19 protein-coding genes, 2 tRNA genes and 3 rRNA genes are annotated in these 26,640 nt (G+C 49.1%); 21 read left to right on the forward strand and 3 right to left on the reverse strand.

Annotated elements, in window-relative coordinates:
- Positions 1 to 362: 362 nt before the first annotated feature.
- Positions 363 to 749 carry a RidA family protein gene (locus P6910_RS00520; protein WP_317144337.1) on the forward strand — a complete coding sequence of 129 codons (387 nt, stop codon included), beginning with the start codon at positions 363 to 365 and terminating at the stop codon, positions 747 to 749.
- Between the two features lie 244 nt (positions 750 to 993).
- Here P6910_RS00520 and P6910_RS00525 read toward each other — a convergent pair whose 3' ends face one another.
- On the reverse strand, positions 994 to 1,857 hold the full coding sequence (locus P6910_RS00525) for an SDR family oxidoreductase (protein ID WP_317144338.1): 864 nt from the start codon (positions 1,855 to 1,857) through the stop codon (positions 994 to 996).
- A gap of 209 nt (positions 1,858 to 2,066) precedes the next feature.
- On the opposite strand from P6910_RS00525, the gene P6910_RS00530 reads away from it, so the two are divergent.
- Together P6910_RS00530 and recG are read left to right on the forward strand one after the other, a co-directional pair.
- Positions 2,067 to 2,984 (forward strand): hydrogen peroxide-inducible genes activator, encoded by a 918-nt coding sequence (locus P6910_RS00530; RefSeq protein WP_317144339.1) that lies wholly within the window; start codon positions 2,067 to 2,069, stop codon positions 2,982 to 2,984.
- A gap of 31 nt (positions 2,985 to 3,015) precedes the next feature.
- On the forward strand, positions 3,016 to 5,100 hold the full coding sequence (gene recG, locus P6910_RS00535) for an ATP-dependent DNA helicase RecG (RefSeq protein WP_317144340.1): 2,085 nt from the start codon (positions 3,016 to 3,018) through the stop codon (positions 5,098 to 5,100).
- A 70-nt stretch (positions 5,101 to 5,170) separates the two neighbouring features.
- On the opposite strand, the gene P6910_RS00540 is transcribed toward recG, so the two are convergent.
- Positions 5,171 to 5,446 carry a hypothetical protein gene (locus tag P6910_RS00540; protein WP_317144341.1) on the reverse strand — a complete coding sequence of 92 codons (276 nt, stop codon included), beginning with the start codon at positions 5,444 to 5,446 and terminating at the stop codon, positions 5,171 to 5,173.
- A 51-nt stretch (positions 5,447 to 5,497) separates the two neighbouring features.
- On the opposite strand from P6910_RS00540, the gene P6910_RS00545 reads away from it, so the two are divergent.
- The 12 genes from P6910_RS00545 to rrf all read left to right on the forward strand — a co-directional run bounded on the left by P6910_RS00545 (position 5,498) and on the right by rrf (position 19,082).
- Complete coding sequence (locus P6910_RS00545; RefSeq protein WP_317144342.1) at positions 5,498 to 6,511, forward strand: hypothetical protein; 1,014 nt, start codon at positions 5,498 to 5,500, stop codon at positions 6,509 to 6,511.
- A gap of 208 nt (positions 6,512 to 6,719) precedes the next feature.
- The gene (locus P6910_RS00550) at positions 6,720 to 6,875 is read left to right on the forward strand and encodes a hypothetical protein (RefSeq protein ID WP_317144343.1); all 156 of its coding nucleotides are present in this window, start codon (positions 6,720 to 6,722) and stop codon (positions 6,873 to 6,875) included.
- 344 nt (positions 6,876 to 7,219) lie between these two features.
- Positions 7,220 to 8,296 carry a hypothetical protein gene (locus P6910_RS00555; protein WP_317144344.1) on the forward strand — a complete coding sequence of 359 codons (1,077 nt, stop codon included), beginning with the start codon at positions 7,220 to 7,222 and terminating at the stop codon, positions 8,294 to 8,296.
- 504 nt (positions 8,297 to 8,800) lie between these two features.
- Positions 8,801 to 9,616: an HPr family phosphocarrier protein gene (locus P6910_RS00560; protein WP_317144345.1), complete on the forward strand. Its 816-nt coding sequence runs from the start codon at positions 8,801 to 8,803 to the stop codon at positions 9,614 to 9,616.
- 322 nt (positions 9,617 to 9,938) lie between these two features.
- Complete coding sequence (locus P6910_RS00565; protein ID WP_317144346.1) at positions 9,939 to 10,424, forward strand: glutathione peroxidase; 486 nt, start codon at positions 9,939 to 9,941, stop codon at positions 10,422 to 10,424.
- Positions 10,425 to 10,529: 105 nt separating this feature from the next.
- On the forward strand, positions 10,530 to 10,988 hold the full coding sequence (locus tag P6910_RS00570; protein WP_317144347.1) for an RDD family protein: 459 nt from the start codon (positions 10,530 to 10,532) through the stop codon (positions 10,986 to 10,988).
- 372 nt (positions 10,989 to 11,360) lie between these two features.
- Positions 11,361 to 12,887, forward strand: coding sequence for a SulP family inorganic anion transporter (locus P6910_RS00575; RefSeq protein ID WP_317144348.1), 1,527 nt, complete (start codon positions 11,361 to 11,363; stop codon positions 12,885 to 12,887).
- Between the two features lie 638 nt (positions 12,888 to 13,525).
- Positions 13,526 to 15,067 (forward strand): 16S ribosomal RNA (locus tag P6910_RS00580).
- Positions 15,068 to 15,207: 140 nt separating this feature from the next.
- Positions 15,208 to 15,284, forward strand: a tRNA-Ile gene (locus P6910_RS00585).
- A gap of 17 nt (positions 15,285 to 15,301) precedes the next feature.
- Positions 15,302 to 15,377: transfer RNA gene (locus P6910_RS00590), tRNA-Ala, on the forward strand.
- A 417-nt stretch (positions 15,378 to 15,794) separates the two neighbouring features.
- A 23S ribosomal RNA gene (locus P6910_RS00595) occupies positions 15,795 to 18,749 on the forward strand.
- Positions 18,750 to 18,966: 217 nt separating this feature from the next.
- Positions 18,967 to 19,082: ribosomal RNA gene (rrf, locus tag P6910_RS00600) — 5S ribosomal RNA — on the forward strand.
- The 16S, 23S and 5S rRNA genes sit together here with 2 tRNA genes alongside, the layout of an rRNA operon.
- A gap of 305 nt (positions 19,083 to 19,387) precedes the next feature.
- Here rrf and P6910_RS00605 read toward each other — a convergent pair.
- Complete coding sequence (locus P6910_RS00605; protein ID WP_317144349.1) at positions 19,388 to 20,158, reverse strand: siderophore-interacting protein; 771 nt, start codon at positions 20,156 to 20,158, stop codon at positions 19,388 to 19,390.
- 244 nt (positions 20,159 to 20,402) lie between these two features.
- On the opposite strand from P6910_RS00605, the gene P6910_RS00610 reads away from it, so the two are divergent.
- The 6 genes from P6910_RS00610 to P6910_RS00635 all read left to right on the forward strand — a co-directional run bounded on the left by P6910_RS00610 (position 20,403) and on the right by P6910_RS00635 (position 26,464).
- Positions 20,403 to 21,080 (forward strand): hypothetical protein, encoded by a 678-nt coding sequence (locus P6910_RS00610; RefSeq protein WP_317144350.1) that lies wholly within the window; start codon positions 20,403 to 20,405, stop codon positions 21,078 to 21,080.
- A gap of 149 nt (positions 21,081 to 21,229) precedes the next feature.
- The gene (locus P6910_RS00615) at positions 21,230 to 22,453 is read left to right on the forward strand and encodes an NAD(P)/FAD-dependent oxidoreductase (protein WP_317144351.1); all 1,224 of its coding nucleotides are present in this window, start codon (positions 21,230 to 21,232) and stop codon (positions 22,451 to 22,453) included.
- 169 nt (positions 22,454 to 22,622) lie between these two features.
- The gene (locus P6910_RS00620) at positions 22,623 to 22,973 is read left to right on the forward strand and encodes a hypothetical protein (RefSeq protein WP_317144352.1); all 351 of its coding nucleotides are present in this window, start codon (positions 22,623 to 22,625) and stop codon (positions 22,971 to 22,973) included.
- Between the two features lie 59 nt (positions 22,974 to 23,032).
- Positions 23,033 to 23,953 carry an SdiA-regulated domain-containing protein gene (locus tag P6910_RS00625; protein ID WP_317144353.1) on the forward strand — a complete coding sequence of 307 codons (921 nt, stop codon included), beginning with the start codon at positions 23,033 to 23,035 and terminating at the stop codon, positions 23,951 to 23,953.
- 45 nt (positions 23,954 to 23,998) lie between these two features.
- Positions 23,999 to 24,757, forward strand: coding sequence for a tRNA pseudouridine(65) synthase TruC (gene truC, locus P6910_RS00630; protein ID WP_317144354.1), 759 nt, complete (start codon positions 23,999 to 24,001; stop codon positions 24,755 to 24,757).
- A gap of 72 nt (positions 24,758 to 24,829) precedes the next feature.
- Positions 24,830 to 26,464 (forward strand): hypothetical protein, encoded by a 1,635-nt coding sequence (locus P6910_RS00635; RefSeq protein ID WP_317144355.1) that lies wholly within the window; start codon positions 24,830 to 24,832, stop codon positions 26,462 to 26,464.
- Positions 26,465 to 26,640 lie beyond the last annotated feature (176 nt).

The raw sequence follows: 26,640 nt of genomic DNA on the forward strand, positions 1-26,640 counted from the left end.
CTGTTTCTTCGTCAAATAGCTCGCTATTCTCCTCAGAAACAGAGATTTTTATCCTCAATTTCTTGCAATCCTCGCTACGGACGCTTAAGTCCGACAGGCTGCTAGGAGCCTGACCGAGAATAGACTGCCCTACTGCGGCGGCAGCAAATTGGTCTGAAAATCCGCTTTTGTTCGTCAAATAGCTCGCTATTCTCCTTACAAAACCGAATTTTCATCCTCAATTTTCTGCCGTCCTCGCGACGGGCGCTATTCTCGGTCAGGCTCCTAGGAGCCTCGGTTATTGGCGAAAACTTCAGAGGGACTTGAAAAATACGTGTTGTCCCTTACTATTTGGCTCTTTTCTGTTTAGAAGCGAGCGCATAATGAGTAACAGACAGACCATAAACACTGAGAATGCGCCTCAGGCCATTGGGACCTATTCTCAGGCGGTTAAGGCGGGAACGACCGTTTATGTTTCCGGCCAGATTCCTCTGATTCCGGAGACCATGGAGCTGGAGCAGGGCGACTTCAAGGCGCAGACCCGACGCTGCTTTGAAAATCTGAAAGCCATTGCCGAAGCTGCTGGCGGAGAGCTTCAGGATGCGGCAAAAGTGGGCATTTTCCTGACCGACCTCAGTAATTTTAATGCGGTCAATGAAGTTATGGCCGAGTATTTCACTCAGCCCTACCCTGCCCGCGCTGCTATTGGCGTCAAAGAGTTACCCAAAGGTGTGCCGGTCGAGATTGATGCCATTCTGGAGTTGAGGTGATTTTTTAATAATTGTCCGGGGGATTATACCCGGGGAATCTCTTCATGAGTATTGAGGTATTTTTTCTGTGCAGGCTGCTTTTGCGCGCAGTTAAAAATATCTCAGCCACAGGCGCAAAGATGCTTGTCAGATAAACCCGCTTTCCTGGCTGCGTGGTTGCTATATTTTTTTCTTGTTCCAAGTCTGTCCTTTGAGCGTAGCGCTCTATCCGATAAGCAATTTTTTCATATTCCTTAAACAAGGATTACTCAGAAGACATTGAGTCTAAAAGCTCTGAATAGCCAGCTTTATAGTTTGGGAATCTGAAAGTGTAACCTGCATCAATAATTCTTTGATTGCTGCAACGTTTGCTGCCTCTTTGGGGCTGGGGAGCAGGGTGGGTGTCATCCAACATTATATCGAGCTGATCTGCCAGCCAGTGCAGTACTTCATATAATGGAGCGGGCTCATGGTCAACACCGAGGTACAGGGAGTCAACGGGGAGCTTCTGTTCATCACGTTGAATCAGATGAGCCAGAATGCCGGCGCAGTCATCACGGTGTATACGGTTGCCGTATATGACAGGCTCTGCTTTGCAACCTTCACCGGCTCTTACCCGGTTGATCATGCGATTTCTTCCGGGGCCATAAATACCGCCAAAGCGAACCGCTGTTGCGGGAAAAGGACTGTTGATCAAAATAGCTTCTGCTTCCAGCATGATCTTACCGGCATAACGACCAGGATTCGTGGGTGAGGTTTCATCCACCCACTGACCATCATTCTGATGGTAACTGCTGGTACTGGAGGTAAAGAGCACCCGCTCTGGCCGATGGCCGTCTGCCTGAAGGCGGGAAAGAACGTTGGAAAGACCTCTTAAATAGGCTTTATGATAATTGTCTTGACCGGGCCCGTCGGCAGCGGCCGCATAGACGACATAGTCAATGTTACTGGGCCATTCGCCCAGCTGCTCCGGATTCGACAGGTCGCCCTCTACAGGATGAACGCCGCTGGGTAAACGGTCGATGTTTCGGCGTAATCCCCAGACGGAGTAATTGCCTGTGTCCAGAAGTTGTTGTGCCAACTCGCAACCGACATCACCACAACCGGCGATCAATACATTTTTATTCATAGCAGCCCCGTCATTTTTTAAAATAAAGGACACCCGTGAGTGTCCTTTATCTTCAGGGAAATGCAAGTAACCTTACTCAAATTGGAGGTTTCTCTCTGCAGTTCTGGTGATACACCCTCTGCTTTTGACAAAAGCCAAAGGAATAGTTTGAAAAAAAAACTGTTTAAATTTACAGTATTCTGGTCTTTTCCTGGCAGGCGCCTATCATTATGACTCTCACAGAATTGCGCTATATTGTGACTCTTGCTCAGGAGCAGCACTTTGGGCGTGCTGCCGCCAAGTGTCATGTCAGCCAGCCTACGCTCAGTGTAGGAGTGAAAAAGCTGGAAGATGAGCTCGGGCTGGCACTGTTCGAACGATCGCGAAATTCGGTACGGGTGACCCCGATGGGGGAAAAGGTTATCAGTCAGGCCCAGAAAGTTCTGGAAGAAGTGTCGGGCATCAAACAGATTGCCAAAGCCGGGCGCGATCAGTTGAGCACTCCCCTGAGAGTGGGGGCTATATACACCATCGGGCCTTATCTGTTTCCGCACCTTGTGCCCCAGTTAGCACAGGTGGCGCCTAAAATGCCTCTGTATATAGAAGAAAACTTTACTGCGGTGTTGCGAAAAAAACTGAGAATGGGCGAGTTGGACGCCATTATCATCGCATTGCCTTTTACCGAGCCTGATGTATTGACCCTGCCTTTGTATGACGATCCTTTCAGGGTTTTATTGCCAGCGGGGCATCCCTGGCTGTCGAAGCAGGATATAGATCCCGCAGAGCTGGTGAATGAAGAGTTGCTGCTTCTGGGTGAAGGCCACTGTTTCAGGGATCAGGTTATGGAGGCCTGTCCGCTTCTGGCTCAGAAAAACGATGCCGGTGGTGATGATGGAGGCGGCATTGAGGCTTCTTCTCTGGAAACCATCCGCCATATGGTGGCTTCCGGCATGGGCATCAGTGTGCTGCCTGAATCGGCCCTGGTCGGCAGTCACTACGCACCCGATGTATTGTCGTCAAAGCCTTTTCGCTCGCCGTCACCCAGTCGGACCGTTGCTTTGGCCTGGCGTGCCAGTTTCCCGAGACCCAAGGCAATAGATGCATTGTCCAGTGCTCTCAGGCTATGCTCTGTAACGGAAGCGAAATGAATAAAAAGTAACAGCAGTTTATTGAGGTGATATGGTGAAGCCCCTGCATGAGATTCCTGTGACAGCGCTGAAAGGTGTTGGGGCTGCGCTTGCCGACAAGTTGGCAAAAATCCATATTCATAACCTGCAGGACCTGCTTTTTCACCTGCCCCTGAGATACGAGGATCGTACCCGCATTACACCTATTGCCGCCATTCATCCGGAAGGGGATTATGTCATTCAGGGCTCTGTTGTTGCGTCTGATGTTTTGATGGGGAAGCGCCAGAGTCTGCTTTGCCGCATCAGTGATGGCACCGGCTCTGTCGGATTACGGTTCTATCATTTCTCCAGCGCACAGAAGAACAGCCTCAAACCAGGTACTGAGATTCGTTGTTTTGGTCAGCCCCGAAGAGGAGCCAGCGGTCTTGAGATTTATCATCCTGAATACCGGGTCATCAAAGCGGATAATGATCTGGATGTTGAAGAAACCCTGACGCCAGTCTATCCGGCGACTGAAGGACTTAACCAGCAGAGAATTCGAAGCCTTTGTGTTCAGGCGCTGGGAAAACTCGATCATCCTGATGCACTTCAGGAGTGGCTGCCTGAGAATGTCAGGTGGCAATATCAGTTAGGTTCCCTGGTGGATGCGGTGGAGTTCCTGCACTCGCCCCCCCCCGATGTTTCCGTTGAACTGCTTTCTGAAGGTCGCCATCCGGCGCAAATACGACTGGCCTTTGAAGAACTTCTGGCTCACAACCTGAGTATGCAGAAGCTGCGTAGCCTGATCCGAACAGTAAAAAGCTATGCGATGTCACCGAGGCAAACGCTAACCCGCGACTTTCGTGAGCAGCTGCCGTTTTCCCTGACGGGGGCTCAGGAAAAAGTACTGGCGGAAATCAGTGAGGATATGATACAGCCTGATCCGATGTTGAGACTGGTTCAGGGCGACGTCGGTTCGGGTAAAACGGTGGTGGCGGCCCTGGCGGCACTTCAGGCGGTCGAGAATGATTATCAGGCTGCTGTTATGGCTCCTACGGAAATTCTGGCTGAGCAGCACGAAAAAAACTTTAAGGGGTGGCTGAAACCCTTGGGGATTTCTGTCGCCTATTTGTCAGGAAAAACCAAAGGGAAAAAGCGTCAGCAGGTTCTGGAAGAAATTGCCCGGGGTGATGCGGCTGTGGTTGTGGGCACCCATGCTCTTTTTCAGGAAGACGTACAGTTCAAGAAGTTGGGGCTGGCTATTATCGATGAGCAACATCGTTTTGGTGTGCATCAAAGAATGGCACTGCGAAAAAAAGGTGAGTTGAACGGTGGGCAACCTCATCAGCTGATTATGACCGCAACGCCTATTCCCCGGACGCTGGCTATGAGTGCCTACGCTGATCTGGATTGTTCCGTTATTGATGAATTACCACCGGGTAGAACGCCGGTTAACACTGTCGTGATTGGCGATGACCGTCGTGATCAGGTGGTAGAGCGTCTGCGCTCAGCCTGTTTGGAGGGCCGCCAGGCGTATTGGGTCTGTACCTTGATTGAAGAGTCAGAAGCCTTGCAGTGCCAGGCAGCTGAGGTGACGGCTGAACAGTTACGTGAGGCGTTACCTGAGCTTTCTATAGGTTTGGTCCATGGTCGAATGAAAGCGGCAGAAAAGCTTGCAGTGATGGATGCGTTCAAGTCCGGACACATGCATCTGCTGGTGGCCACTACGGTCATCGAAGTAGGAGTGGACGTACCTAATGCCAGCCTGATGATTATTGAAAATCCGGAGCGTCTGGGTCTGGCTCAATTGCATCAGCTAAGGGGTCGTGTCGGTCGGGGCAGCATAGCGAGCCACTGTCTTCTGATGTATCACGCCCCGCTTTCGCAGCAAAGCAGAGAGCGCTTGCAAGTCATGCGCGACTCCAGCGATGGTTTTGTCATTGCTGAAAAAGACCTTGAATTACGTGGACCGGGTGAAGTACTCGGTACCCGGCAGACCGGGCTTGCCCAGTTCAAGGTAGCCGATCTTGAACGGGATGCCATTTTACTGGATCAGGTCAGGGACGCAGCCCAGAGTGTCTTGAAAGAGGCACCACAAAACGCAGAGCCATTGATCCTGCGCTGGCTGGGTCATGCTGAAAAGTACGCTAATGTCTGAAGCCTGACCCGCGCTGATGACGTTTTCAGCTAATATTCCGGAATTTGCCGTAAAAGGTCCGGTTCATATGTTAACAGTTAACTTGCCCAATATTTTCCTGAATCAGCCTGCTGAAGATAAAATAGAGGTAATTGAGCGAATCGGCCAGAAAATGGCCGGGATTGTCTATGTCGCAGTATGATGAGCAGGGGCTGGTGGTGCCGGATTTTCCTGGCAACCATTTTGGCAAGCGGAAGCCAAATGAAATCGGTGTTTTTTTGTGGAAAACATCATGGCGCCACATTTCCTGTCTTTGAATTTCTTGCGTGGCTAATTTGGCATTCAGGCAGAGATTGACTAGTCTCATTTAGCGGCGATGTACCTCAAAAGCATGTGCTTAACTGTGAGGGTTGTGGTCATGAATCTGTTAAGAGTCATCTGTCTCAGCTTGGCTTTCGCCTTGTCTCCTCCTGTCATCATGATGGCCCCACTGGTCTTGGTTGCACCGGTCAGGGCTTCTCCGGTTGCGCTTCCTCTGGCTTCGACGGCTATGCCAGAATCCAGATTCAAGTTTTCTTGTGGGCGCACTTTTGGTACTTGTGGCGTCCATTACTGTGAAGATAGTTATGAGGATCCTTATGCTCAACCATTTTATGGCATGTCCAGCACTGACAGTCTCTATCAGAACTACAATTTGGCCAGCTTATTGCGAAGTAAAGAAGCTTCTGAACTCAAAGGGTTTTGCATAGATAAGTCGCTGCTGGCGAACCCCGACGCAAGCTATGACATTAATCAGCTGCATGGGGAAGGCTTTTGGGGGGTGGTCAAAATGGTGCTGGTGCCAACGGGAGAAGTTTTGTATCTGCCGCTCGAAGCAGACGGGTTACTCATGGACAAAGAGAATAACAGTAAGGATGAGCAGGAGGTGAAGTATCTGGTAGAGATGTCTTTGATTGATCGATCTCGCAGAGGCGAGTTTTTCGACACACGTTATGGGTCACCAGTCACAAGCTGGATGTGGTTCAATTTGGTTATGACAAGCTACATTCGTGACTCCTCCAGACTTCAAGAAGCCAGTGCAGATCAAGCGTATCAAGCCTATCCATATGTCTATGGAGAAAGAGCAAACCTTATGGGCAGATCAGATCTCGAACTCATCTTGACCCCTGACGAGTATTATGGGAAAGACATTGTTGTTTACGATGCCTTACTATCGGGTTCATTTACTTTGCCAGATGGGGATGTAGTGCAGGGTCTTAAATTAGAATCAAGAGGAATACGCTTTCCCAAGTACGGGTTTGATAATTTCAGGAAGAACAAGCGCGACACAAAAGGTGTCAGTTTTGTTCCATCTTCTGATTCTCAGTTAGAAGGCAGTTTCGGTCGCTTTCGGTTTGTGGAGCTTGTGATAATGTTCAAGCGGAAACCCTAGCAGCTTGACCGAAAATAGCGCCCGTCCGGGCGACCCCGTCTAGGCGACCCCGTCTAGGCGACCCCGTCTAGGCGATCCCGTAGCGAGGACAGCAGAAAATTGAGGATGAAAATAGAGCAACGCAGGAGCAGTTGCCGCGTAGATTGGTGCCCAATTTCTGATGATCGTCATTTCGCCCCTGCCTGCCACGCCATTCAGGATAGTTCAAATGGATGGTGACTCTGAGCGGGTTAAGAGGGTGAAGGGTATGATTCTGATTCCATTATTAGCAAGGTATAACACTGACGATTACACGGCTGGTTTATTAAAAGCGCGTGCAGCTATTCAGTCCAGACTCTGCATACTGGCAGTCAGAGATTGTTAATACTACCAGCCGTTATCGCTCTGCTCCGCAGTATAAAAGTATTTGAAGAACTGCATAAATCAGCCGGGAATGACTGAAACAATTTTTCGTTAACCCCGGGGATAAAAAATTTTCACGTTGAACAGTATGAAGGCCAGGGGCCGGTGGTGCTGGGTTTTTCCTGCAACCATGCTGGCAAGCAGGAGCCAAGTGATATTCGGTGCTTTTTGTAAAAAAAATTATGGTTTCACGTTCCTGTCTTTGACTTTCTCGTGTGGCTAATTTGCATTCAGGCTGAGATCGACTACTCTCACCCAGTGGCGATTGACCTCAAGAGTATGTAATTAACTGTGAGGATTCTGGTCATGAATCTGTTAAGAGTCTCCTGCCTGAGCTTGGCTCTGGCCTTTTCTGCTCCTGCCGCCCTGGCCTCTCCTATAGAGGCTCCTCTTGATCACAATATTCCTGCTGATGCCAATATTCCTCCTGAGGCCAAGGCTCCTCCTGAGGCCAAGGCTCCTCCTGAGGCCGAGGCTACTGCGGCTTCGAAGGATAGGACAGAGTCGAGCTACCAGTTTCCTTGTGGGGATGCGAAAGGTATTTGCGGCGAGCAGTATTGTTTTAGTGATACGCCGTTTTCTTCTGCATTCAAAGATGTCAAACCGTTTAAAAAGATGTCTAGCACTGACAGCCACGAGCATGACTACAATTTGGCCAGCATGCTGCTAGATGATACAGCTGGTGAACTTGCACACTTTTGCGTCGATGAGTCGCTGTTGAACAACCCCTATGCGGGCTTCGACATTGATCAGCTGCAAGGAGAAAGCTTTTGGGGTATTCTCAAACTGGAGCAACTGGCAACAGGACAGCTTTTCTACGTGCCGCTCGAAACATACGAGTTGCTCGTAACCGATAAGGGTGATGAGAAGGCAGCTGAGAAGGCAGCTGACGAGGTAATCTGGTACAAGTACAAGCTGGAGATATCAAATGCTGGCCCCTATCTCCAAGATCGTCATGTCCAAGAGCAGTATGGGCTTGCTGTCATGAACTGGATGTTGTTCAGTCGGCTGGTTAACCGATACATTGAAGATTCCTTATTCTTTCGAACAGAATTGGGTCATGCCCTCCCCACACTGGACCCCTATTTTCTGACGAATGGTCCCGACCTCGAACTTAATTTGACCTCCGACAATCGTTATGGGGTGGGTGTTGTCTACAATGCCGAGATTGTTGGCTTACTTGCTTTGCCTAACGGGGATGTGGTGGAGGATCTGAGATTAGAATCAAAAGCGATCCGCTTTCCCAGGTACGGGTTTGATAACTTCAGGATGAACAAACGTAATCCTAAAGGCGTCAGTTTCGTTCCCTCTCGTGGTTCTCAGTTAAAGGGGCGCTTAGGTTCCTTTAAGGTGGTAGATCTTACGTTGATGCCGAAAAGGTGAAACAGTTTGTATGAATCGGGCTTGTGACGATTTCTGATGATCGTTACCTTGCCCTGCTACCTAACGGCTGATGGCAATTGGTTGATGATTGAAAATTCAGGACAGCCTCAGTGCCGGGAGATATCATGATCAAATGGTTTTTTCCGACGCTGGTTGTCTTTTTGGCATTACAGGACTTCTGCACCGGACAAAAAGATTGTCATTGTGAAAATTGTTGCTGAAAATACCGGCATTGCTTTGGGTCTATTATGATTCGCTGTCTGATCTACTTCATCTCAATCTTTCCTCTGTTTTTGATTTTTTCTGGGTTGCAATAGTGATGCCATTTTACTGGATCGGGTCAGGGAAGCGCCGGAGTGTATTGAAAGGAGCACCACAAATGCAGAGTCATTGATCCTGCGCTGCTGGATAATGCTGAAAGATACGCTAATGTCTGAAGCCTGGTCGTCAATGGTGACGGAGTTCAGCTAATATTCCAGACTCTGCCGTAACGATCTGGCTCATATGTTAACACTGAACTTATCCAATATTTTCCTGAATCAGTCTGCTGAAAATAAGCTGGAAGTAATAGAGCTAATCGGCCAGAAAATGGTTGAGGCTGGATATACCGCTGAAGCTTACACGCTTGGTTTGAAAATGCGTGAAGCCATTTCCTCCACGTTCCTTGGAAATGGTATTGCTATCCCCCACGGTACGCCGAACACTCGTGATGCTGTCATCAAAACCGGCGTGGTCATTCTCCAGTTTCCTCGCGGCGTTGACTGGGGTGATGGTGAAAAAGTCTATATGGCTGTCGGCATAGCAGCCTGCTCCAATGAACATCTGCAGATTTTGAGAGGGCTGACACGGATGCTCGGTAACGACGAGCTATGCAGCACTCTGGCAAAAACAGAAAACCCACAGGACGTTATTGACGCTATTAATTCTCCGTCCAGAGAGCCTGAGCTGATTTCTGAACAACGTGTTCCTGAACGTGTTGATTCTAACTCTCCATTTGCATTGAAAGCTATGGCGTCAGGGAGTGTCTGCCCTGCACCGGAAAAGGGAATGCTTAGCCGGGTGTTCACTATTTTTAATTCGAATGGAATGCATGCCCGTCCTGGTAAGGTCTTTGTATCCACTATCAAGCCTTTTGAGTCCCGGATAGAAGTCAGAAACCCTGATAAAAGTGGCGCATTTATTAACGGCAAAAGCCTGATGAAACTATTGAGTCTCGGGATCACCAGAGGCACCACCATAGAAGTCAAAGCCTCTGGTCCGGATGCTCAGGAAGCCATGGATGCACTGGAGCAGGCGATCAGTGAAGGACTGGCAGAATAATCGTTACCCTGAGCGCCTCGTGTTTTTCAAAAAAACAAAAATTAACTTGTAAAAGGTCAGGGTGGGTGTAAAATGAGAATCGTTCTCATTAGCAATAAGAAAGGAGTTGCCTATCGAAACTAGACTTATTGACCTGATTAACTGGTAAACAGCTACCAGTGACTCGCATATCCTCATCGTTTTGGCGGCTCGTCCCAAGCCGCCTTTTTTTATTCCTGTTCCGTGACGCTATCTGATACTCAGGCTCTGCTGGTTTTATTTTTTTCATCCAATTTGGAAAAAATGAGGTATAACCTTCTTTAACCGGATAAGGGTAGACTTAATGGATGTTCTGAAATACGAAATGCCACTGTTAAACGGAGATATTCAGTCCCTGGCTGACTATAAAGGCAAGGTAGTGTTGATTGTTAATACTGCGAGTCAGTGTGGCTTTACTCCTCAGTTCAAAGGATTGGAAGAACTGTACAAGAAGTATCAAGAGCAGGGGTTGGTGGTGTTGGGTTTTCCCTGTAACCAGTTTGGCAAACAGGAGCCCGGTGACAATAGTGAAATCGGTGCTTTTTGTGAAAAAAATTATGGCGTCACATTTCCTGTTTTTGAAAAAGTAGAAGTGAATGGCGACGGTGCTGCAAATCTCTACAAGGATCTGAAGCAAGCAGCGCCCGGTTTGATGGGGACTAAAAATATTAAGTGGAACTTCACCAAGTTTCTTCTGAATCGTCAGGGTGAAGTGGTTGGGCGATATGCCCCTACAACCAAACCTCAGGAACTGGAATCATCCATTAAAGATCTGCTGTCACAGGGTTAAGACAGTATTTGGAAGGTTCTGCAGTCCTTCCGGCAAACTAAGAATTTGACTGGGTTTGCCGACTTTACCGCTAATGACCGATGACTGTAAACCAGGAGACTTATAATGTCTGAGCTCGATTTAAATCCTCAAAGATCAGACAACTTCGAATATGCTGGATTTCTCGACCGATTCTGGGCAACGTTGATCGATACACTGGTTCTGATCATCATTACTTTACCGCTTGCCATGTTGATTGACGGTAACCAGATGACAATTAAAGATTCAAAGCAGCTTCTGGATCCGGTCGATATCATGATCAACTGGTTATTTCCGGCGATGGCGGTTGTCTTGTTCTGGCATTTCAAGAGCGCTACACCGGGCAAAATGCTTATTGCCATGAAAGTCGTTGATGAAAAGACCGGCCTTGCTCCAAGCCTGTTTCAGTCTATCATTCGCTACTTGGCTTACTTCATCTCAATTTTACCGCTGTTTTTGGGTTTTTTCTGGATCGTAGTGGATAAAAAAAAGCAAGGTTGGCATGACAAAATTGCCGGCACTGTTGTCGTAAAACTCAGGAAATAAACCATTGCATTCAGGAATTCAGTGGCTGATGCTTCTGAGCGAGTTAAGAGGATGAACGACAGGATTCTGATTCTTTCATTGACAATAGATCGAACGGGTCAGGAACCATTATTTTCCAGATCGTTTGGTCGTTGTCTTCTACCGGTCTCTTCTTTAAAATTCACACCGTGTTTCTCCCTGAAAATTAACTCTTTGTCTCTGTTTATCAAACAGGGCAGTGTTCCTTTCATTGGGCGTAGAGCTATTTAAAACGGTTTTCTACCCGACAAACCCAGATCGGCTCGTATAACTAAAACTAATCTTTCGCCACCCACCTGTCTGTTTGAATCGGAGGCAATGTTGTTCGAACTTAAAGCTAATAAGGTAGCTACCATGAAAAATGACCTGCTGTCAGGTCTGACGGTAGCACTGGCATTGGTGCCCGAAGCGGTAGCCTTTGCATTTGTTGCGGGTGTTGAACCACTGGTGGGTCTCTACGCTGCGTTTATGGTTGGTCTTATCACAGCTGCAATTGGTGGTCGTCCGGGCATGATTTCTGGTGCTACCGGTGCGCTGGCTGTGGTTATGGTCAGTCTGGTGGCTGACCACGGTGTTCAATATCTCTTTGCAACCGTTGTGCTGATGGGGATTATTCAGGTTCTGGCAGGAGCGCTGAAGCTAGGTAAATTTATTCGCATGGTGCCCCACCCGGTGATGCTGGGCTTTGTTAACGGCCTGGCCATTGTTATTTTCCTGGCTCAGCTGGGTCAATTTGGTGTTGAGGGCGGAACAGGCTGGTTGTCTGGAACCTTTATGGAAGGCAGTGTTATTGATATAGCCTGGATGCAGGGAAGTGAGCTCGGCATGATGCTGGGACTGGTAGCTTTGACCATGGCTATTATCTACTTTCTGCCTAAACTGACGACAGCCATTCCTTCCTCTCTGGTAGCCATTCTTGTGGTTTCCCTGCTGGTCATTGGCTTTGATCTCGATACCCGAACCGTAGGTGATGTAGCAGGCATTGCCGGTGGATTACCTGAATTCAGTATTCCCATGGTGCCATTGAACACGGAGACTTTTCTGATCATTCTGCCCTACTCTCTGATCCTGGCGGCCATTGGTTTGATTGAATCTCTCTTAACTCTGCGTATGGTGGACGAGATTACTGAAACTCATGGCAGCTCGAACCGTGAATGCATGGGTCAGGGCGCAGCCAATATTGTCACTGGCTTTTTTGGTGGTATGGGCGGTTGTGCCATGATTGGCCAGAGTATGATCAATGTTAACTCCGGAGGACGTGGGCGCCTGTCGGGTATTTCTGCAGCCTTATTCCTGCTGGCATTCATACTGGTGGCGTCCTCTCTGATTGAGCGAATCCCTGTTGCAGCCCTTATCGGTGTCATGTTCATCGTAGTGATTGGCACGTTTGAATGGAGTAGCTTTCGCATCATACGCAAGGTGCCCGGGGGCGATGCCTTTGTTCTGGTGCTGGTATCGGTCGTCACGGTTCTGACCGATTTGGCTGTCGCAGTCATTATCGGTGTCATTGTTTCTGCCCTGATCTTCGCCTGGGAACACGCCAAACACATTCGGATTGAGAAGAAAGAAGACCAGGAAGGCTCCAGTGTTTACAAAGTGCATGGACCTTTGTTCTTTGGCTCCACCACTCACTTTCTGGAACAGTTTTCACCAAAAGTCGACAACAATGATGTAGTGATCGATTTTGCCGATTCCCGAGTGTGCGATCACTCCGGGCTGGAAGCCATTGATACACTGGCAGAACGTTATACCAAGGCAGGCAGAACCCTGCACCTGCTGCACCTGAGTCAGGATTGTCAGAAACTACTGAATAAAGCAGGTAATATGGTAGAGGTGAATGTCATTGAAGATCCAAAATATTTTGTGGCTACCAATGCCTGATTGTTAAGCTGATCTTTGATTCATCCTGAGAAACCCGGCCAGTTGCCGGGTTTCTTATCTCTGGCAGGAGGGTAAAGTAACTCGGCAAAAATAACCTTCTTAAGCATTAAGGGATAATACGTGAGTGCTTTGTCGCATGTTGAACCCCTCATGAGATTCTGTATAGTTCGCCTCCTCGAACGGAGCAGGTCGCCACAGCAGCAGAACTGAATCGCCTGATAAAAAGTCAGGTTGACAACATCGGCTGACTCGGTAAAATGCGCCGCCGCTGAACAGGAAAAGCAACGCTGATTAATCATAAGTGTTTGCCAGTTTAGCGGGTTGGAAAGCCGCTTTGGCTCCTTGGCAAAGACAAGGCTTGACAACAAAAACGGTCGCGGTAAGATAGCGGCCTCGCTGAACAGCACTGACCGCTGGTTCAGCCGATTAAAACCTTCTTGTTTTAATCCAGTTCTTTAACAAATTATCAGACAATTCGTGTGGGCGCTTGTGCGAATGGCATCGGTCAACAGAGCTTGGCTCTGAAATGATTTAAATGCTGATCAAGCAAGCGAACATACTCGTTAATTCTAACATGTACGTTTAATTGTAAGATTGAGCAGTCAGCATGTTCTTCGGGACAGTTGGCAAAACGATTTAAACTGAAGAGTTTGATCATGGCTCAGATTGAACGCTGGCGGCAGGCCTAACACATGCAAGTCGAGCGGTAACAGGACTAGCTTGCTAGTTGCTGACGAGCGGCGGACGGGTGCGTAACACGTAGGAATCTGCCCGGTAGTGGGGGATAGCCCGGAGAAATCCGGATTAATACCGCATACGCCTTAAGAGGGAAAGCAGGGGACTCTTCGGAACCTTGCGCTATCGGATGAGCCTGCGTCGGATTAGCTGGTTGGTGGGGTAAAGGCCTACCAAGGCAACGATCCGTAGCTGGTCTGAGAGGATGATCAGCCACACTGGGACTGAGACACGGCCCAGACTCCTACGGGAGGCAGCAGTGGGGAATATTGCACAATGGGCGCAAGCCTGATGCAGCCATGCCGCGTGTGTGAAGAAGGCCCTAGGGTTGTAAAGCACTTTCAGCGAGGAGGAAAGGGTGTAGGTTAATACCCTGCATCTGTGACGTTACTCGCAGAAGAAGCACCGGCTAACTCCGTGCCAGCAGCCGCGGTAATACGGAGGGTGCGAGCGTTAATCGGAATTACTGGGCGTAAAGCGTGCGTAGGCGGCTTGTTAAGTTGGATGTGAAAGCCCCGGGCTTAACCTGGGAACGGCACCCAAAACTGGCAAGCTAGAGTGCGGAAGAGGAGTGTGGAATTTCCTGTGTAGCGGTGAAATGCGTAGATATAGGAAGGAACACCAGTGGCGAAGGCGACACTCTGGTCTGACACTGACGCTGAGGTACGAAAGCGTGGGGAGCAAACAGGATTAGATACCCTGGTAGTCCACGCCGTAAACGATGTCTACTAGTCGTCGGGGATCTTGCATTTCTGGTGACGCAGCTAACGCGATAAGTAGACCGCCTGGGGAGTACGGCCGCAAGGTTAAAACTCAAATGAATTGACGGGGGCCCGCACAAGCGGTGGAGCATGTGGTTTAATTCGAAGCAACGCGAAGAACCTTACCTGGCCTTGACATCCTGCGAACTTACTAGAGATAGTTTGGTGCCTTCGGGAACGCAGTGACAGGTGCTGCATGGCTGTCGTCAGCTCGTGTCGTGAGATGTTGGGTTAAGTCCCGCAACGAGCGCAACCCTTATCCTCAGTTACCAGCACTTCGGGTGGGCACTCTGGGGAGACTGCCGGTGACAAACCGGAGGAAGGTGGGGACGACGTCAAGTCATCATGGCCCTTACGGCCAGGGCTACACACGTGCTACAATGGTGCATACAGACGGTTGCCAAGCCGCGAGGTGGAGCTAATCTGAGAAAGTGCATCGTAGTCCGGATTGGAGTCTGCAACTCGACTCCATGAAGTCGGAATCGCTAGTAATCGTGAATCAGAATGTCACGGTGAATACGTTCCCGGGCCTTGTACACACCGCCCGTCACACCATGGGAGTGGGTTGCTCCAGAAGTGGTTAGCCTAACCTTCGGGAGGGCGATCACCACGGAGTGATTCATGACTGGGGTGAAGTCGTAACAAGGTAGCCCTAGGGGAACCTGGGGCTGGATCACCTCCTTAAACGAAGACCGACCTTCCATAAGCGTTCACACGAATTGTTTGATAACACCAACGGCGAAAGTCGTCTGGTGTTGTTTTGTTCTTTAAAAAGAGTGTTTAATGAATCGGTTGTTTTAGCGGTGCGCTGAACCAGCAGGATTGGGTCTGTAGCTCAGTTGGTTAGAGCGCACCCCTGATAAGGGTGAGGTCGGCAGTTCGAGTCTGCCCAGACCCACCAATCGTGATTCGGAATATGGGGCTATAGCTCAGCTGGGAGAGCGCCTGCTTTGCACGCAGGAGGTCAGCGGTTCGATCCCGCTTAGCTCCACCATTAATCCGGACGACTCATTCATTAAGCATATTTTGCTTCATTGTCCTTTTCTTTAACAGAAAGCGGATAATGCGATCTTTAACAATGTGGAATCCAAACTTAAATAAGCTGAGTTGATTTAAAAGGCTTTTGTCTTTTAATGATATTCTTGCTGAGACACTCTCAAGTGTATGGCGTTCGGTTGTCAGTGGTCCGTTAACAGTGGCCAGTGATGAACTGAAGATCGTTAAAGGTAGTTATATGACTGCCCAATGGATCGGACCCCTTTTTCGGGGGTTGGCAAAGTATTTTTGTTTTAATCAAGGCGCAAGCTGAACGACGGAAAGAGCATACCCATGGTATGTGACTGACAGAGTGAAGATTGCGACGCCGAGTAAAGCAAAAAGACGCAGCCAAACAGATCGTTTTGGGTTATATGGTCAAGTGACTAAGCGTACACGGTGGATGCCTTGGCAGTCAGAGGCGATGAAGGACGTGGTAATCTGCGAAAAGTCTTGGGGAGCCGATAAACAGGCCCTGATCCAGGAATGTCCGAATGGGGAAACCCACTCACACAAGTGAGTATCCTTGACCTGAATACATAGGGTTTAGGAGGCGAACCCGGGGAACTGAAACATCTAAGTACCCGGAGGAAAAGAAATCAACCGAGATTCCCCCAGTAGCGGCGAGCGAACGGGGACCAGCCCTTAAGCAATTTTTGGTTTAGCGGAACACTCTGGAAAGTGTGGCCATAGTGGGTGATAGCCCCGTACGCGAAAAGCCAGTTATTGTGAAATCGAGTAGGACGGCACACGTGAAATGTTGTCTGAACATGGGGGGACCATCCTCCAAGGCTAAATACTCCTGACTGACCGATAGTGAACCAGTACCGTGAGGGAAAGGCGAAAAGAACCCCGTTGAGGGGAGTGAAATAGAACCTGAAACCGTGTACGTACAAGCAGTCAAAGCTCATTTTCGAATGGGTGATGGCGTACCTTTTGTATAATGGGTCAGCGACTTATTTTCTGTGGCAAGGTTAACCGCATAGGGAAGCCGTAGCGAAAGCGAGTCTTAAGAGGGCGTCCAGTCGCAGTGAATAGACCCGAAACCGGGCGATCTATCCATGAGCAGGTTGAAGATCAGGTAACACTGATTGGAGGACCGAACCCACTGTCGTTGAAAAGCCAGGGGATGACTTGTGGATAGGAGTGAAAGGCTAATCAAGCCCGGAGATAGCTGGTTCTCCTCGAAAGCTATTTAGGTAGCGCCTCGTGTCTCACCATCGGGGGTAGAGCACTGTTTGGGCTAGGGGGCCATCCCGGCTTACCAACCCCATGCAAACTCCGAATACCGATGAGTGCAATCACGGGAGACACACGGCGGGTGCTAACGTCCGTCGTGGAAAGGGAAACAACCCAGACCGTCAGCTAAGGTCCCAAAGTAATAGTTAAGTGGGAAACGATGTGAGAAGGCCCAGACAGCCAGGAGGTTGGCTTAGAAGCAGCCACCCTTTAAAGAAAGCGTAATAGCTCACTGGTCGAGTCGGCTCGCGCGGAAGATGTAACGGGGCTCAAACTATTCACCGAAGCTACGGGGTTCAGTGGACAGTTGACAGTGGACAGTAAACGGTTGATGAGTGAAAACCGTCCACCGTCTACTGTCAACTGTCTACTGAACCGGTAGAGGAGCGTTCTGTAAGCCGTTGAAGGTCAATCGGGAGGTTGGCTGGAGGTATCAGAAGTGCGAATGCTGACATGAGTAACGATAAAGGGAGTGAGAGGCTCCCTCGCCGGAAGACCAAGGGTTCCTGCGCAACGCTAATCGGCGCAGGGTGAGTCGGCCCCTAAGGTGAGGTCGAAAGACGTAATCGATGGGAAACAGGTTAATATTCCTGTACCCCTTTTGACTGCGATGGAGTGACGGAGAAGGCTAGGCCGGCAGGGCGATGGTTGTCCCTGTTTAAGGTCGTAGGCTGTGGACTCAGGCAAATCCGGGTTCACCAAGCCGAGAACTGATGACGAACCCACCAAGGTGGGGAAGTGGTTGATGCCAGGCTTCCAGGAAAAACTTCTAAGCGTCAGGTCAAAAGGGACCGTACCCGAAACCGACACAGGTGGTCAGGTAGAGAATACCAAGGCGCTTGAGAGAACTTGGGTGAAGGAACTAGGCAAAATGGCACCGTAACTTCGGGAGAAGGTGCGCCGCTGCCGGTGACGGGACTTGCTCCCTGAGCTGGCGGCGGTCGAAGATACCAGGTGGCTGCGACTGTTTATTAAAAACACAGCACTGTGCTAACACGTAAGTGGACGTATACGGTGTGACGCCTGCCCGGTGCCGGAAGGTTAATTGATGCTGTTATCGCAAGAGAAGCGGTTGATCGAAGCCCCGGTAAACGGCGGCCGTAACTATAACGGTCCTAAGGTAGCGAAATTCCTTGTCGGGTAAGTTCCGACCTGCACGAATGGCGTAACGATGGCCACGCTGTCTCCACCCAAGACTCAGTGAAATTGAAATCGCTGTTAAGATGCAGTGTATCCGCGGCTAGACGGAAAGACCCCGTGAACCTTTACTACAGCTTCACAGTGGATCTTGATGTTGCTTGTGTAGGATAGGTGGGAGGCTTGGAAGTGTGAACGCCAGTTTGCATGGAGCCAACCTTGAAATACCACCCTGGCAATATTGAGGTTCTAACCCAGGTCCTTTATCAGGATCGGGGACATTGTGTGGTGGGTAGTTTGACTGGGGCGGTCTCCTCCCAAAGAGTAACGGAGGAGCACGAAGGTTGGCTAAGCACGGTCGGACATCGTGCGGTTAGTGTAATGGTACAAGCCAGCTTGACTGCGAGAGGTACATCTCGAGCAGGTACGAAAGTAGGTCATAGTGATCCGGTGGTTCTGAATGGAAGGGCCATCGCTCAACGGATAAAAGGTACTCCGGGGATAACAGGCTGATACCGCCCAAGAGTTCACATCGACGGCGGTGTTTGGCACCTCGATGTCGGCTCATCACATCCTGGGGCTGAAGCCGGTCCCAAGGGTATGGCTGTTCGCCATTTAAAGTGGTACGCGAGCTGGGTTTAGAACGTCGTGAGACAGTTCGGTCCCTATCTGCCGTGGACGTTGGAAGTTTGAGGAGAGCTGCTCCTAGTACGAGAGGACCGGAGTGGACGAACCACTGGTGTTCGGGTTGTGTCGCCAGACGCATTGCCCGGTAGCTAAGTTCGGACGGGATAACCGCTGAAAGCATCTAAGCGGGAAGCCCCCTTCAAGATGAGACTTCCCTGGCCGCAAGGCCCATAAGAGACGTTGAAGACGACGACGTTGATAGGCGGGATGTGTAAGCGTTGTGAGGCGTTGAGCTAACCCGTACTAATGACTCGAGAGGCTTGACCATATAACGCCAAAGCGATTTGTGCAGCGCAGCTGCCAGCAAAAGCTGGAAGCCTGAAGCTGGAAGCTTGAAGCCGTACACAGTGAACGAGAGTGTTGAGCAAGAAGAAACGACACAGCTTAAAAAGAGATTTGGATTCCAGAGCCTTCCGCTTGCGACAAACAGCTTCAAGCCTCCAGCTTCAAGCTTCCAGCTCAAAAGCAAGGTTCGACCAGTTTTGCCTGGTGACCATAGAGTGTTGGAACCACCCGATCCCATCCCGAACTCGGAAGTGAAACGACACATCGCCGATGGTAGTGTGGGGCTTCCCCATGTGAGAGTAGGTCATCGCCAGGCATTGAATAAAGCAAAACCCCAGTTGAGAGATCGACTGGGGTTTTTGTTTTGTGGGCAAAGAAGTGCGGCTGAACAGAAGTGAAACGACACATACCTGGGCGGCCCCACCTGGGCGGCCCCCACCGATGGTAGTGTGGGGCTTCCCCGTGTGAGAGTAGGTCATCGCCAGGCATTGAATAAAGCAAAAAAGTGGCAAGAGCAGTGGTAGTGACAGCTCTCGGGCGAATTGTCATGCAACGCATTCAAACTTTCCTGCCCATCAAAGACAGCGGTTGAGCGACGCATGTCTGTCGAAGAGGCCCTTATCACTCAGTCAGTCTCTCTCTCTTTTGTACCTTATGAGCTTCGTCCGGGAGGCCAAGCTGCCAGTAACTGCTGATATAACGTGAAGAGCGGGGGGCCAGGGATTCTCGATTCACCCAGTTTCTGATCTCCAGCACAGCGTTCAGTTCACTGGCAGCCCATAGATAGGGGCTTCCTGGCAAGTGGGGCAGGTTGGCCAGAGCGTCTCTTAAAAGCTCCTTTTGTTGGCCTGGATGAGGGTTTATAACCCAGATAATTTCCATGCCTTCAGGGATCGACGAAGCTTCAAGGGCCATGGCTTGCTGGTCATCCTGGTGAGGAATTTCCAGAACTGCATAGCCTTTTGCATGGGCAGGTAGAATCTCTATGTTTGCACGAATGGCTGGAAGTGCGGTCAGGTCTCCGGTCATAACAAACCAGTCCGCTTCGAGGTCAACCAGTTTGGTAGGGCCTGGTCCAGATACTAAAACTGGATCGCCGATATTGGCACCCTCCAGCCAGCGTGCAGCAGGCCCCTGATCACTGTTATAGCAATGAACTGCGAAATCAATCGTCAAATGTTGTGCACGCTGATCAGAGGAAACCACGGTGTAACTTCTCTGGAGCGGTTTCTCGGGCATTGCAGGGTTATCAAATACCAGCTTTACGTAGGCGCTGGCTTGACCTGATGGAAAATCAGAAAGAGATTCTCCGGTCAGGATAACCCGCTTCATATGAGGGCTCAGGGATTCAATACTCTTTACAGATAGCACTCTTGCAGGAGATCTTGCCATATAACTGTTCAACTGATCTTAGGTCCTTAGTTGAGAATCATTATCATCTTAGCATGGGGCAATTTCAAGTAGTGCTCAGCGACTTCTTGCATTGCTTGTTTTTAGCTTGAAATGAACGGGTATGGGGCGAAGTGCGTACTTAACCCCTGTGTTTAGAAGAAAAAGCATAAAGATCCGCAAATATAAGGATTGATAATTTGTCATTTCCTGAAAAAATAGCCGGATTTTTCTAGAGGTTAAACAATTGATCACCCAAAACTTGTTCCTGAAGGCTCTTAACAATAATAAAGCGGTTCGTCCTCAAGATATGGAACTGCTGACAGCATGGTTTTCTCTGCCCGGACGTGCTGCCAGTGCTGAGCAGGTGATTGCATTGACGGGGGCCAAACGTGCGTCCATGATCGTTAACAACCTGGGCAAGCGTATTGCCGGGTTTCTGGAAGTGGATGCAGGCTCTGGTGCTTCCGTTGTTGCCGTAGATGGGAAAAACGGAGCGGGCGAAGCTGTATGGGTTATGCGAGAAGAGCTGTCTCAAGCTCTGGTGGCGCAGGGGTCCGTCACTTCTGAAGACGTTCAGGCAGAAGTTGCTGTTGAACCTGTAAAAACTGAAGAGCCTGTTAAGGTTGAAGTCAAAGTGGCTCCGGTGGTATCAGAGCCAGAAGTGGTGGTTGAAGTGGCTGATAGCCCGCTGGCTGAGGCTTTGGTTGAATTCGATGTACAATCTATCCGTAAAGCCTACCCAAGTACTCCTGCAAGCCAGCGTTTGCTCAAGTCTGCTATGGTGAATGCTCTGGTGGCCAATCGTCCAGTCAATACCCGCGCATACCAGCGTATGATTCCTGCTGAGCTGCGAAAGAGTGTCAGTAGCCAGGAAGCCAAAATGTTTCTTAACAAAGTGTTGGCCATTCTGAAAACTCATTGAAGCTGTGTGTCAGGCCCGGATTAAAGAAACAAAGGAAGGGGAAAACCGTTGCAGTTAGTCGGTTTTGCTCTCTGGCTTCTTTACAGGGCCTGTTTATCTCCCGGAATACTAAAGGCTTCTCCTATCCGTCTATTTGAGATCTAATAAATATGCCCCTGACCAGAGCTCTGCAGTCTGACTACGATGCCATTATCATAGGTGCCGGTGCATCGGGTCTTATGTGCGCGCTCACAGCTGGCTATCGTGGTCGTAACGTTCTTGTGTTGGATCACGCCAACAAAATTGGCAAGAAAATTATTATTTCAGGGGGGGGACGTTGTAACTTCACCAACCTCTATACCGAACCTGCCCATTACCTTTCGAATAACTCGCACTTCTGTAAGTCAGCGCTGGCACGCTATACCCAGTGGGATTTTCAGGCGCTTGTAGATAAGTATCAGGTGGCTTGGCATGAAAAAACGCTGGGGCAGCTTTTCTGCGACAATCGTTCAAAGGATATCGTCGACCTTCTGGTCAGCGAGTGTCAGGATGCAGGTGTCACCATTCGAGCCAAGGCCCGTGTTGAATCCATAAAGCCTAATAAATCTTCGGGTTATGCGCTGGCAACCAACATTGGCGGATTCTTCAGTCAGTCACTGGTAGTGGCAACCGGTGGTCTGTCATTCCCGACGATGGGAGCCACGGGGTTTGGTTACCAGATAGCGGAACAGTTTGGCCACAGACTGATTGAGCAAAAGCCTGCACTGGTGCCTTTTACCATGAATCAGGACTGGCTTAAGCACTTTGAAGAGCTTTCCGGTGTTAGCTCAGAAGTGATCGCCAGCTGCAATGGACAGTCTTTTCGGGAAAATATTCTGTTCACCCATCGTGGTGTCAGCGGGCCGGTCATTTTACAGATTTCATCCTATTGGAATCCGGGGGATACGGTTTCCATTAATTGGATTCCCGGTGCAGATATTCATGGTTGGCTTCAGTCCTGTACCGGGCAAAGACCCAGGGCACAGACGGCAACAATCTTGTCTGAACATATGACTAAAAGGTTGTCTCAAGCCTTATGTGGTCAAGGTCAACTGAGACTATTAACCGACAATGGTCAAAAACTGATGGCACAGTACACGCCGGCTGAGCTTGAAGACCTGGTCCAGGCACTGGAAAACTGGGAATTGAAACCCTCTGGTACAGAAGGCTATAAAAAAGCAGAAGTCACCCTGGGTGGTGTGGACACTGCGAAAGTCTCTTCGAAAACATTTGAGAGCCGCATCCAGCCGGGGCTTTTCTTTATCGGTGAGGTTCTGGATGTTACCGGCCATTTGGGCGGCTTTAACTTCCAATGGGCCTGGGCTTCAGGTCATTGTGCCGGGCAGTATGTTTAATTCCCATGGTTTGATTTTCTCCATCCACCAAGAGCATAATGCTTCGTCCGTGAAGCACTATTGACGTTAATGCCTCATAAGACATTCTCCTTGGCCGGAAATTGCAGCTGACCTCGTACACGAAATGGCTACAGAATCCGAGAAAAGCTGCATTTTTATGGTAGAAGTCATGAAGTTTATCAATCGTTGTGTTGTAACCCTGAAGCCCAGACAGCCTTTTATTGAATGGGCGAAAGGGCTGGGAACAGAATTGCCGGAAGAATGGAGCCTGGAAGGTGGCTCCTACCTGCTGGATGAACAGGAAACAGAGGAAGGTCTGGAAGCAGCAGTAACCAACTACGCTCGGGACATGATGGAAAATGAGCTTTCCGCCTGGGAAGAAGATCCGGGTCGCTGGCCCGTTCAGAGAGATGTCAGCGCCCTGAAGAGCTGGTTTGATGTTCATGTTTCAGTAGCAGGTTTTGACCTGGGTACCGAAGGTCTTATGAGAGCTGACTTGTCTGATCTTGGGGGGATGTGACGGCGCTTTGCCGGTCAATCCATAAAGTAACCCTTCTGAAATTGATGTATTCCCCCGTTATGAAGAACTCCAGAAAACTTTTCCTCGGGATCATTGTCATTCTGATTCTGGCCGTGGTTGCTATTAAATATTTCGATATCAATGACAAACTTTACAATGAATACCTGTCCCATACAGTACCCAGCGAACAGTGGGCAAATGCCATTGCGTTGAGTGATTATAAGTTGGTGGCCGGGCCTGTGAAACTCGCTGATGCAGGTGATCAGGTATCCGGAGTGACATGGAGTCCTGTTACCGATTCCCTTTATGTTGTATCCGGAGGAGGTTCTTCGATCCACGTCCTGGAGTACGACCGGAATGGAAACCTCAAGAGAAAACTGAAATCCAATCTTAATGCTGATGTAGAAGGTATTGCCTGGGCTGATGGCGATCGTTTTATTGTTGTCAACGAACGTCAGCAAGAATTGTTGCTGGTAGACATTAAACCGGATTCGAATGAGATCGACTTCTCCAGTGCGTCCACTTTTACCTTTGGCATAGGAGAAGGAGGCAACAAAGGTTTTGAGGGCATTGCCTGGGATCCAGAGACAAAATCGATCTACGTCCTCAAAGAGAGAGACCCCATCCGGATTTTTCGTATTGATGGTTTCACCGAGCAGGGTAAAGAGAGAAAGCTGGTGATTAGTGAGCAGGAAGAAATGGAAGAAAGCCTGAGGTTTTTCAATCGGGACCTGTCAGGGATGCACTTCGATACGGCTTCAAGGCATTTTGTTTTGCTCAGTGATCAGTCCGATTCTTTGACAGAGCTGGACGAAAATGGAGAGGCCGTCAGTGTTATGGTGCTTGAGAAGGGCTGGCATGGATTGAAGAATACAATTGAGCAGCCAGAAGGGGTTACTATGGACAGACAGGGAACGGTGTTTATTGTCGGGGAGCCTGACGACCTCTACATATTCAGGAAGAGTACTGTGTCTGAATGAAACTAGCCTCCTTTGCTATTGAGCTTTGATGTTGGGATGTCGTGCATGTCAGAAGAGAGCCCGGAAACACTGGAAATCATTTACCAGGATCAGTGGCTGGTAGCGGTTAATAAACCGTCGGGTTTGTTGGTGCATCGTTCCATGATTGACCGGAATGAAACCCGGTTTGCTTTGCAGATCGTCAGAAATCAGGTAGGTCAGCATGTTTATCCACTGCATCGTCTGGATAAACCGACGTCCGGTGTTTTAGTGTTTGCCCTGTCGCCTGAGGTTGCCCGGCTGGCTGGAAAACAATTTGAGGAAGGGCTGGTGGAGAAAACCTATCTGGCAGTCGTCAGGGGTTATGCGCCAGAGTCTGGCGTGATTGATCATCCTCTGAAAGAAGAGCTGGATAAAATGACAGACCGCAAGGCCCGGCAGGACAAACTGGCCCAGGAGGCGGTCACCGTTTATGAAAGACTGGCGACCGTTGAGCTGCCTCTTGCCATAGAAAGATACCCAACGAGTCGCTACTCCCTGGTAAGAGCCTGGCCTAAAACGGGAAGGAAACATCAGATTCGTCGGCATATGAAGCATATAGCCCACCCGATCATTGGCGATGCCAAACATGGGAAGGGGGTTCATAATCGATACTTTGCCAAACACTTTTCAGCAGGTAGATTGCTACTGGCCTGTACTGAGCTTGAATTAACTCATCCCTTTACCCGTGAACGACTTCTTTTGACTGCTTCGCTGGATAGTGTCTTCTCTGATCTGATGACTCGCTTTGGCTGGAACAGATCATTTCATCGGAAAGGTGAGTGAAATTCCCGATTCCCCATGACGAATGTTAATTAAGTATCTAGTCTGCCTGAACGGTTTGTTTCAGGAGGCTTTATGCTCAGAGCGGGTTTGAGTATATTTTTGTTTGTATTGTTGTTGCTTGGAGCGTTCTACAGTCACGGATACGATGACTACAATAAAGATAAAATAGTAACGGATAAATCGGGTCGTCAAAGGTGCAAGCAGTGTGACCTTAGTCTTGGAGCCTGTGATTGTCGATGTGATCAATGTGGCAAGCGGTTCAGGGAAAAAAGGCAGATTGCCCAGGCCACAATAAGAAAAAAAGGGCAGTCTTATGCCAAGAGTGCCAGAGGCAAAGACCCTAAATCCAGAGAGGTGTATTTATCCACTGAGAATACTTGCCAGTGTGAAGAAAAACCTTTGTCCCGTGAGCCTCCTTCAGCTCCTGTTCTGAGGCTTGGCCCCAGGAAAAGGATGGTTGCTTTTGATGGGCCTTCAACCAGCCAGATGGTTTCATTAGAGCCATCCGTGAGTGGTTTTTCCGGCGAAATGCTTCCGCTTGTTGCTTTTACTATTCCAGACCCTGCTCCTGTAACTGATGAGAAAAATCAGCTTGATTGTGAATGGATGAACCAGCGTTGTAATTTTAGTGTTATCCAGTTACAGACTTTGCCTGTCGATGAAACTTTCTGTCAGCAGAAAGCCTTCTCAGCTTCGTCTTTCAATGTCTGTTATCTGGAGACCGCCATGGATAAGATCGTCCTCGAGACTTCAAGCGGGGTACTTAAATTTCAGCAACTATTGACTCAGGTGCAGGCTGCTATTCAACAGGATGTAATTGCAGGACTGATCTCTGTTGGTTGGATGAGTGAATACACTCGACCCCTTGGTACCATCGAGACTTTGAAAGATCGGGGATATCTTCTGACGCTTCCTGTTTCTCAGGGAGGCTATTCCTTCGCTCTTATTATTATTGAACATAGTTTGGCTTTTGTATTTCTTCTGAATCAGGATGGTGAAGTGATGGGCTATGCCAGTAATAAACACAGTCTCTTTGTTTTTGCGATCAACTGCTATCTGGATAAGTCGAGAAGAGGCCAGCTTTATCAAGTGCACTTGCCCGATGATGATGTGTTCAACCTCATGGTGGAGAATGCCACTAAGGCTTTTAATTGCCTGGATAAAGAAGCTGTAGAAGCCTTGCAGGCATTTGATGATGACGATGAGGTTGAAGTGTTCCTGGTTTCTGATAATGCAACGGGGCATGACATTGCTATTCGGCAATGTTTCATGAATCAAATGTCTGGAGGTCTGCAAAAAATTCCGTTACCTCAGAAGTTAGACGAATCCCAGCTTCCGGATTTATACCCCTTGTTGAGTTTAATGGAAATGGATCAAGCGATGATGGCCCTTAATATTGACCTCGAGGTTGATGAGCTTAAGGAATTCAACTCAATTCAAATGATAATGGACAATGCCATTGGAGAGGGCTCCTTTGCCATGGTGATTCAGGAGCCCGATGAGTCAACATTTGCTGTTTTTATCTCGGTTAATGGTGCCATTATGACACTGAGAATGTTGTGTTTCTCTGACAGTCTTGGAGAGCGAGCCTCGTTGAAAGCTTCCACTGGCTTGGTTTGTGAATGGAATGAAGCATTACAGGTTCTTATGCATACTCTAAGAACAGGCTACAACCTCAAGCTTTACCGGATTAGGCCATCTGATTAATTTCACTTTTGATATGACCGGTAGATACCTCAATGGGGCATGACAACGAAATATCCAGAGATTTGCAAAATAGTTCATTGTCTCAGCGGCTCTGAGAACCCCAGCCTCAGGAGTTCAACTCCACCCAACCGTTAATGAACACTGCATTGGGAGGGGCTGGTGCGAGTAGGGTAAAG

This window comes from Endozoicomonas sp. 8E (assembly GCF_032883915.1).
In the GTDB taxonomy this organism is placed as follows: domain Bacteria; phylum Pseudomonadota; class Gammaproteobacteria; order Pseudomonadales; family Endozoicomonadaceae; genus Endozoicomonas_A.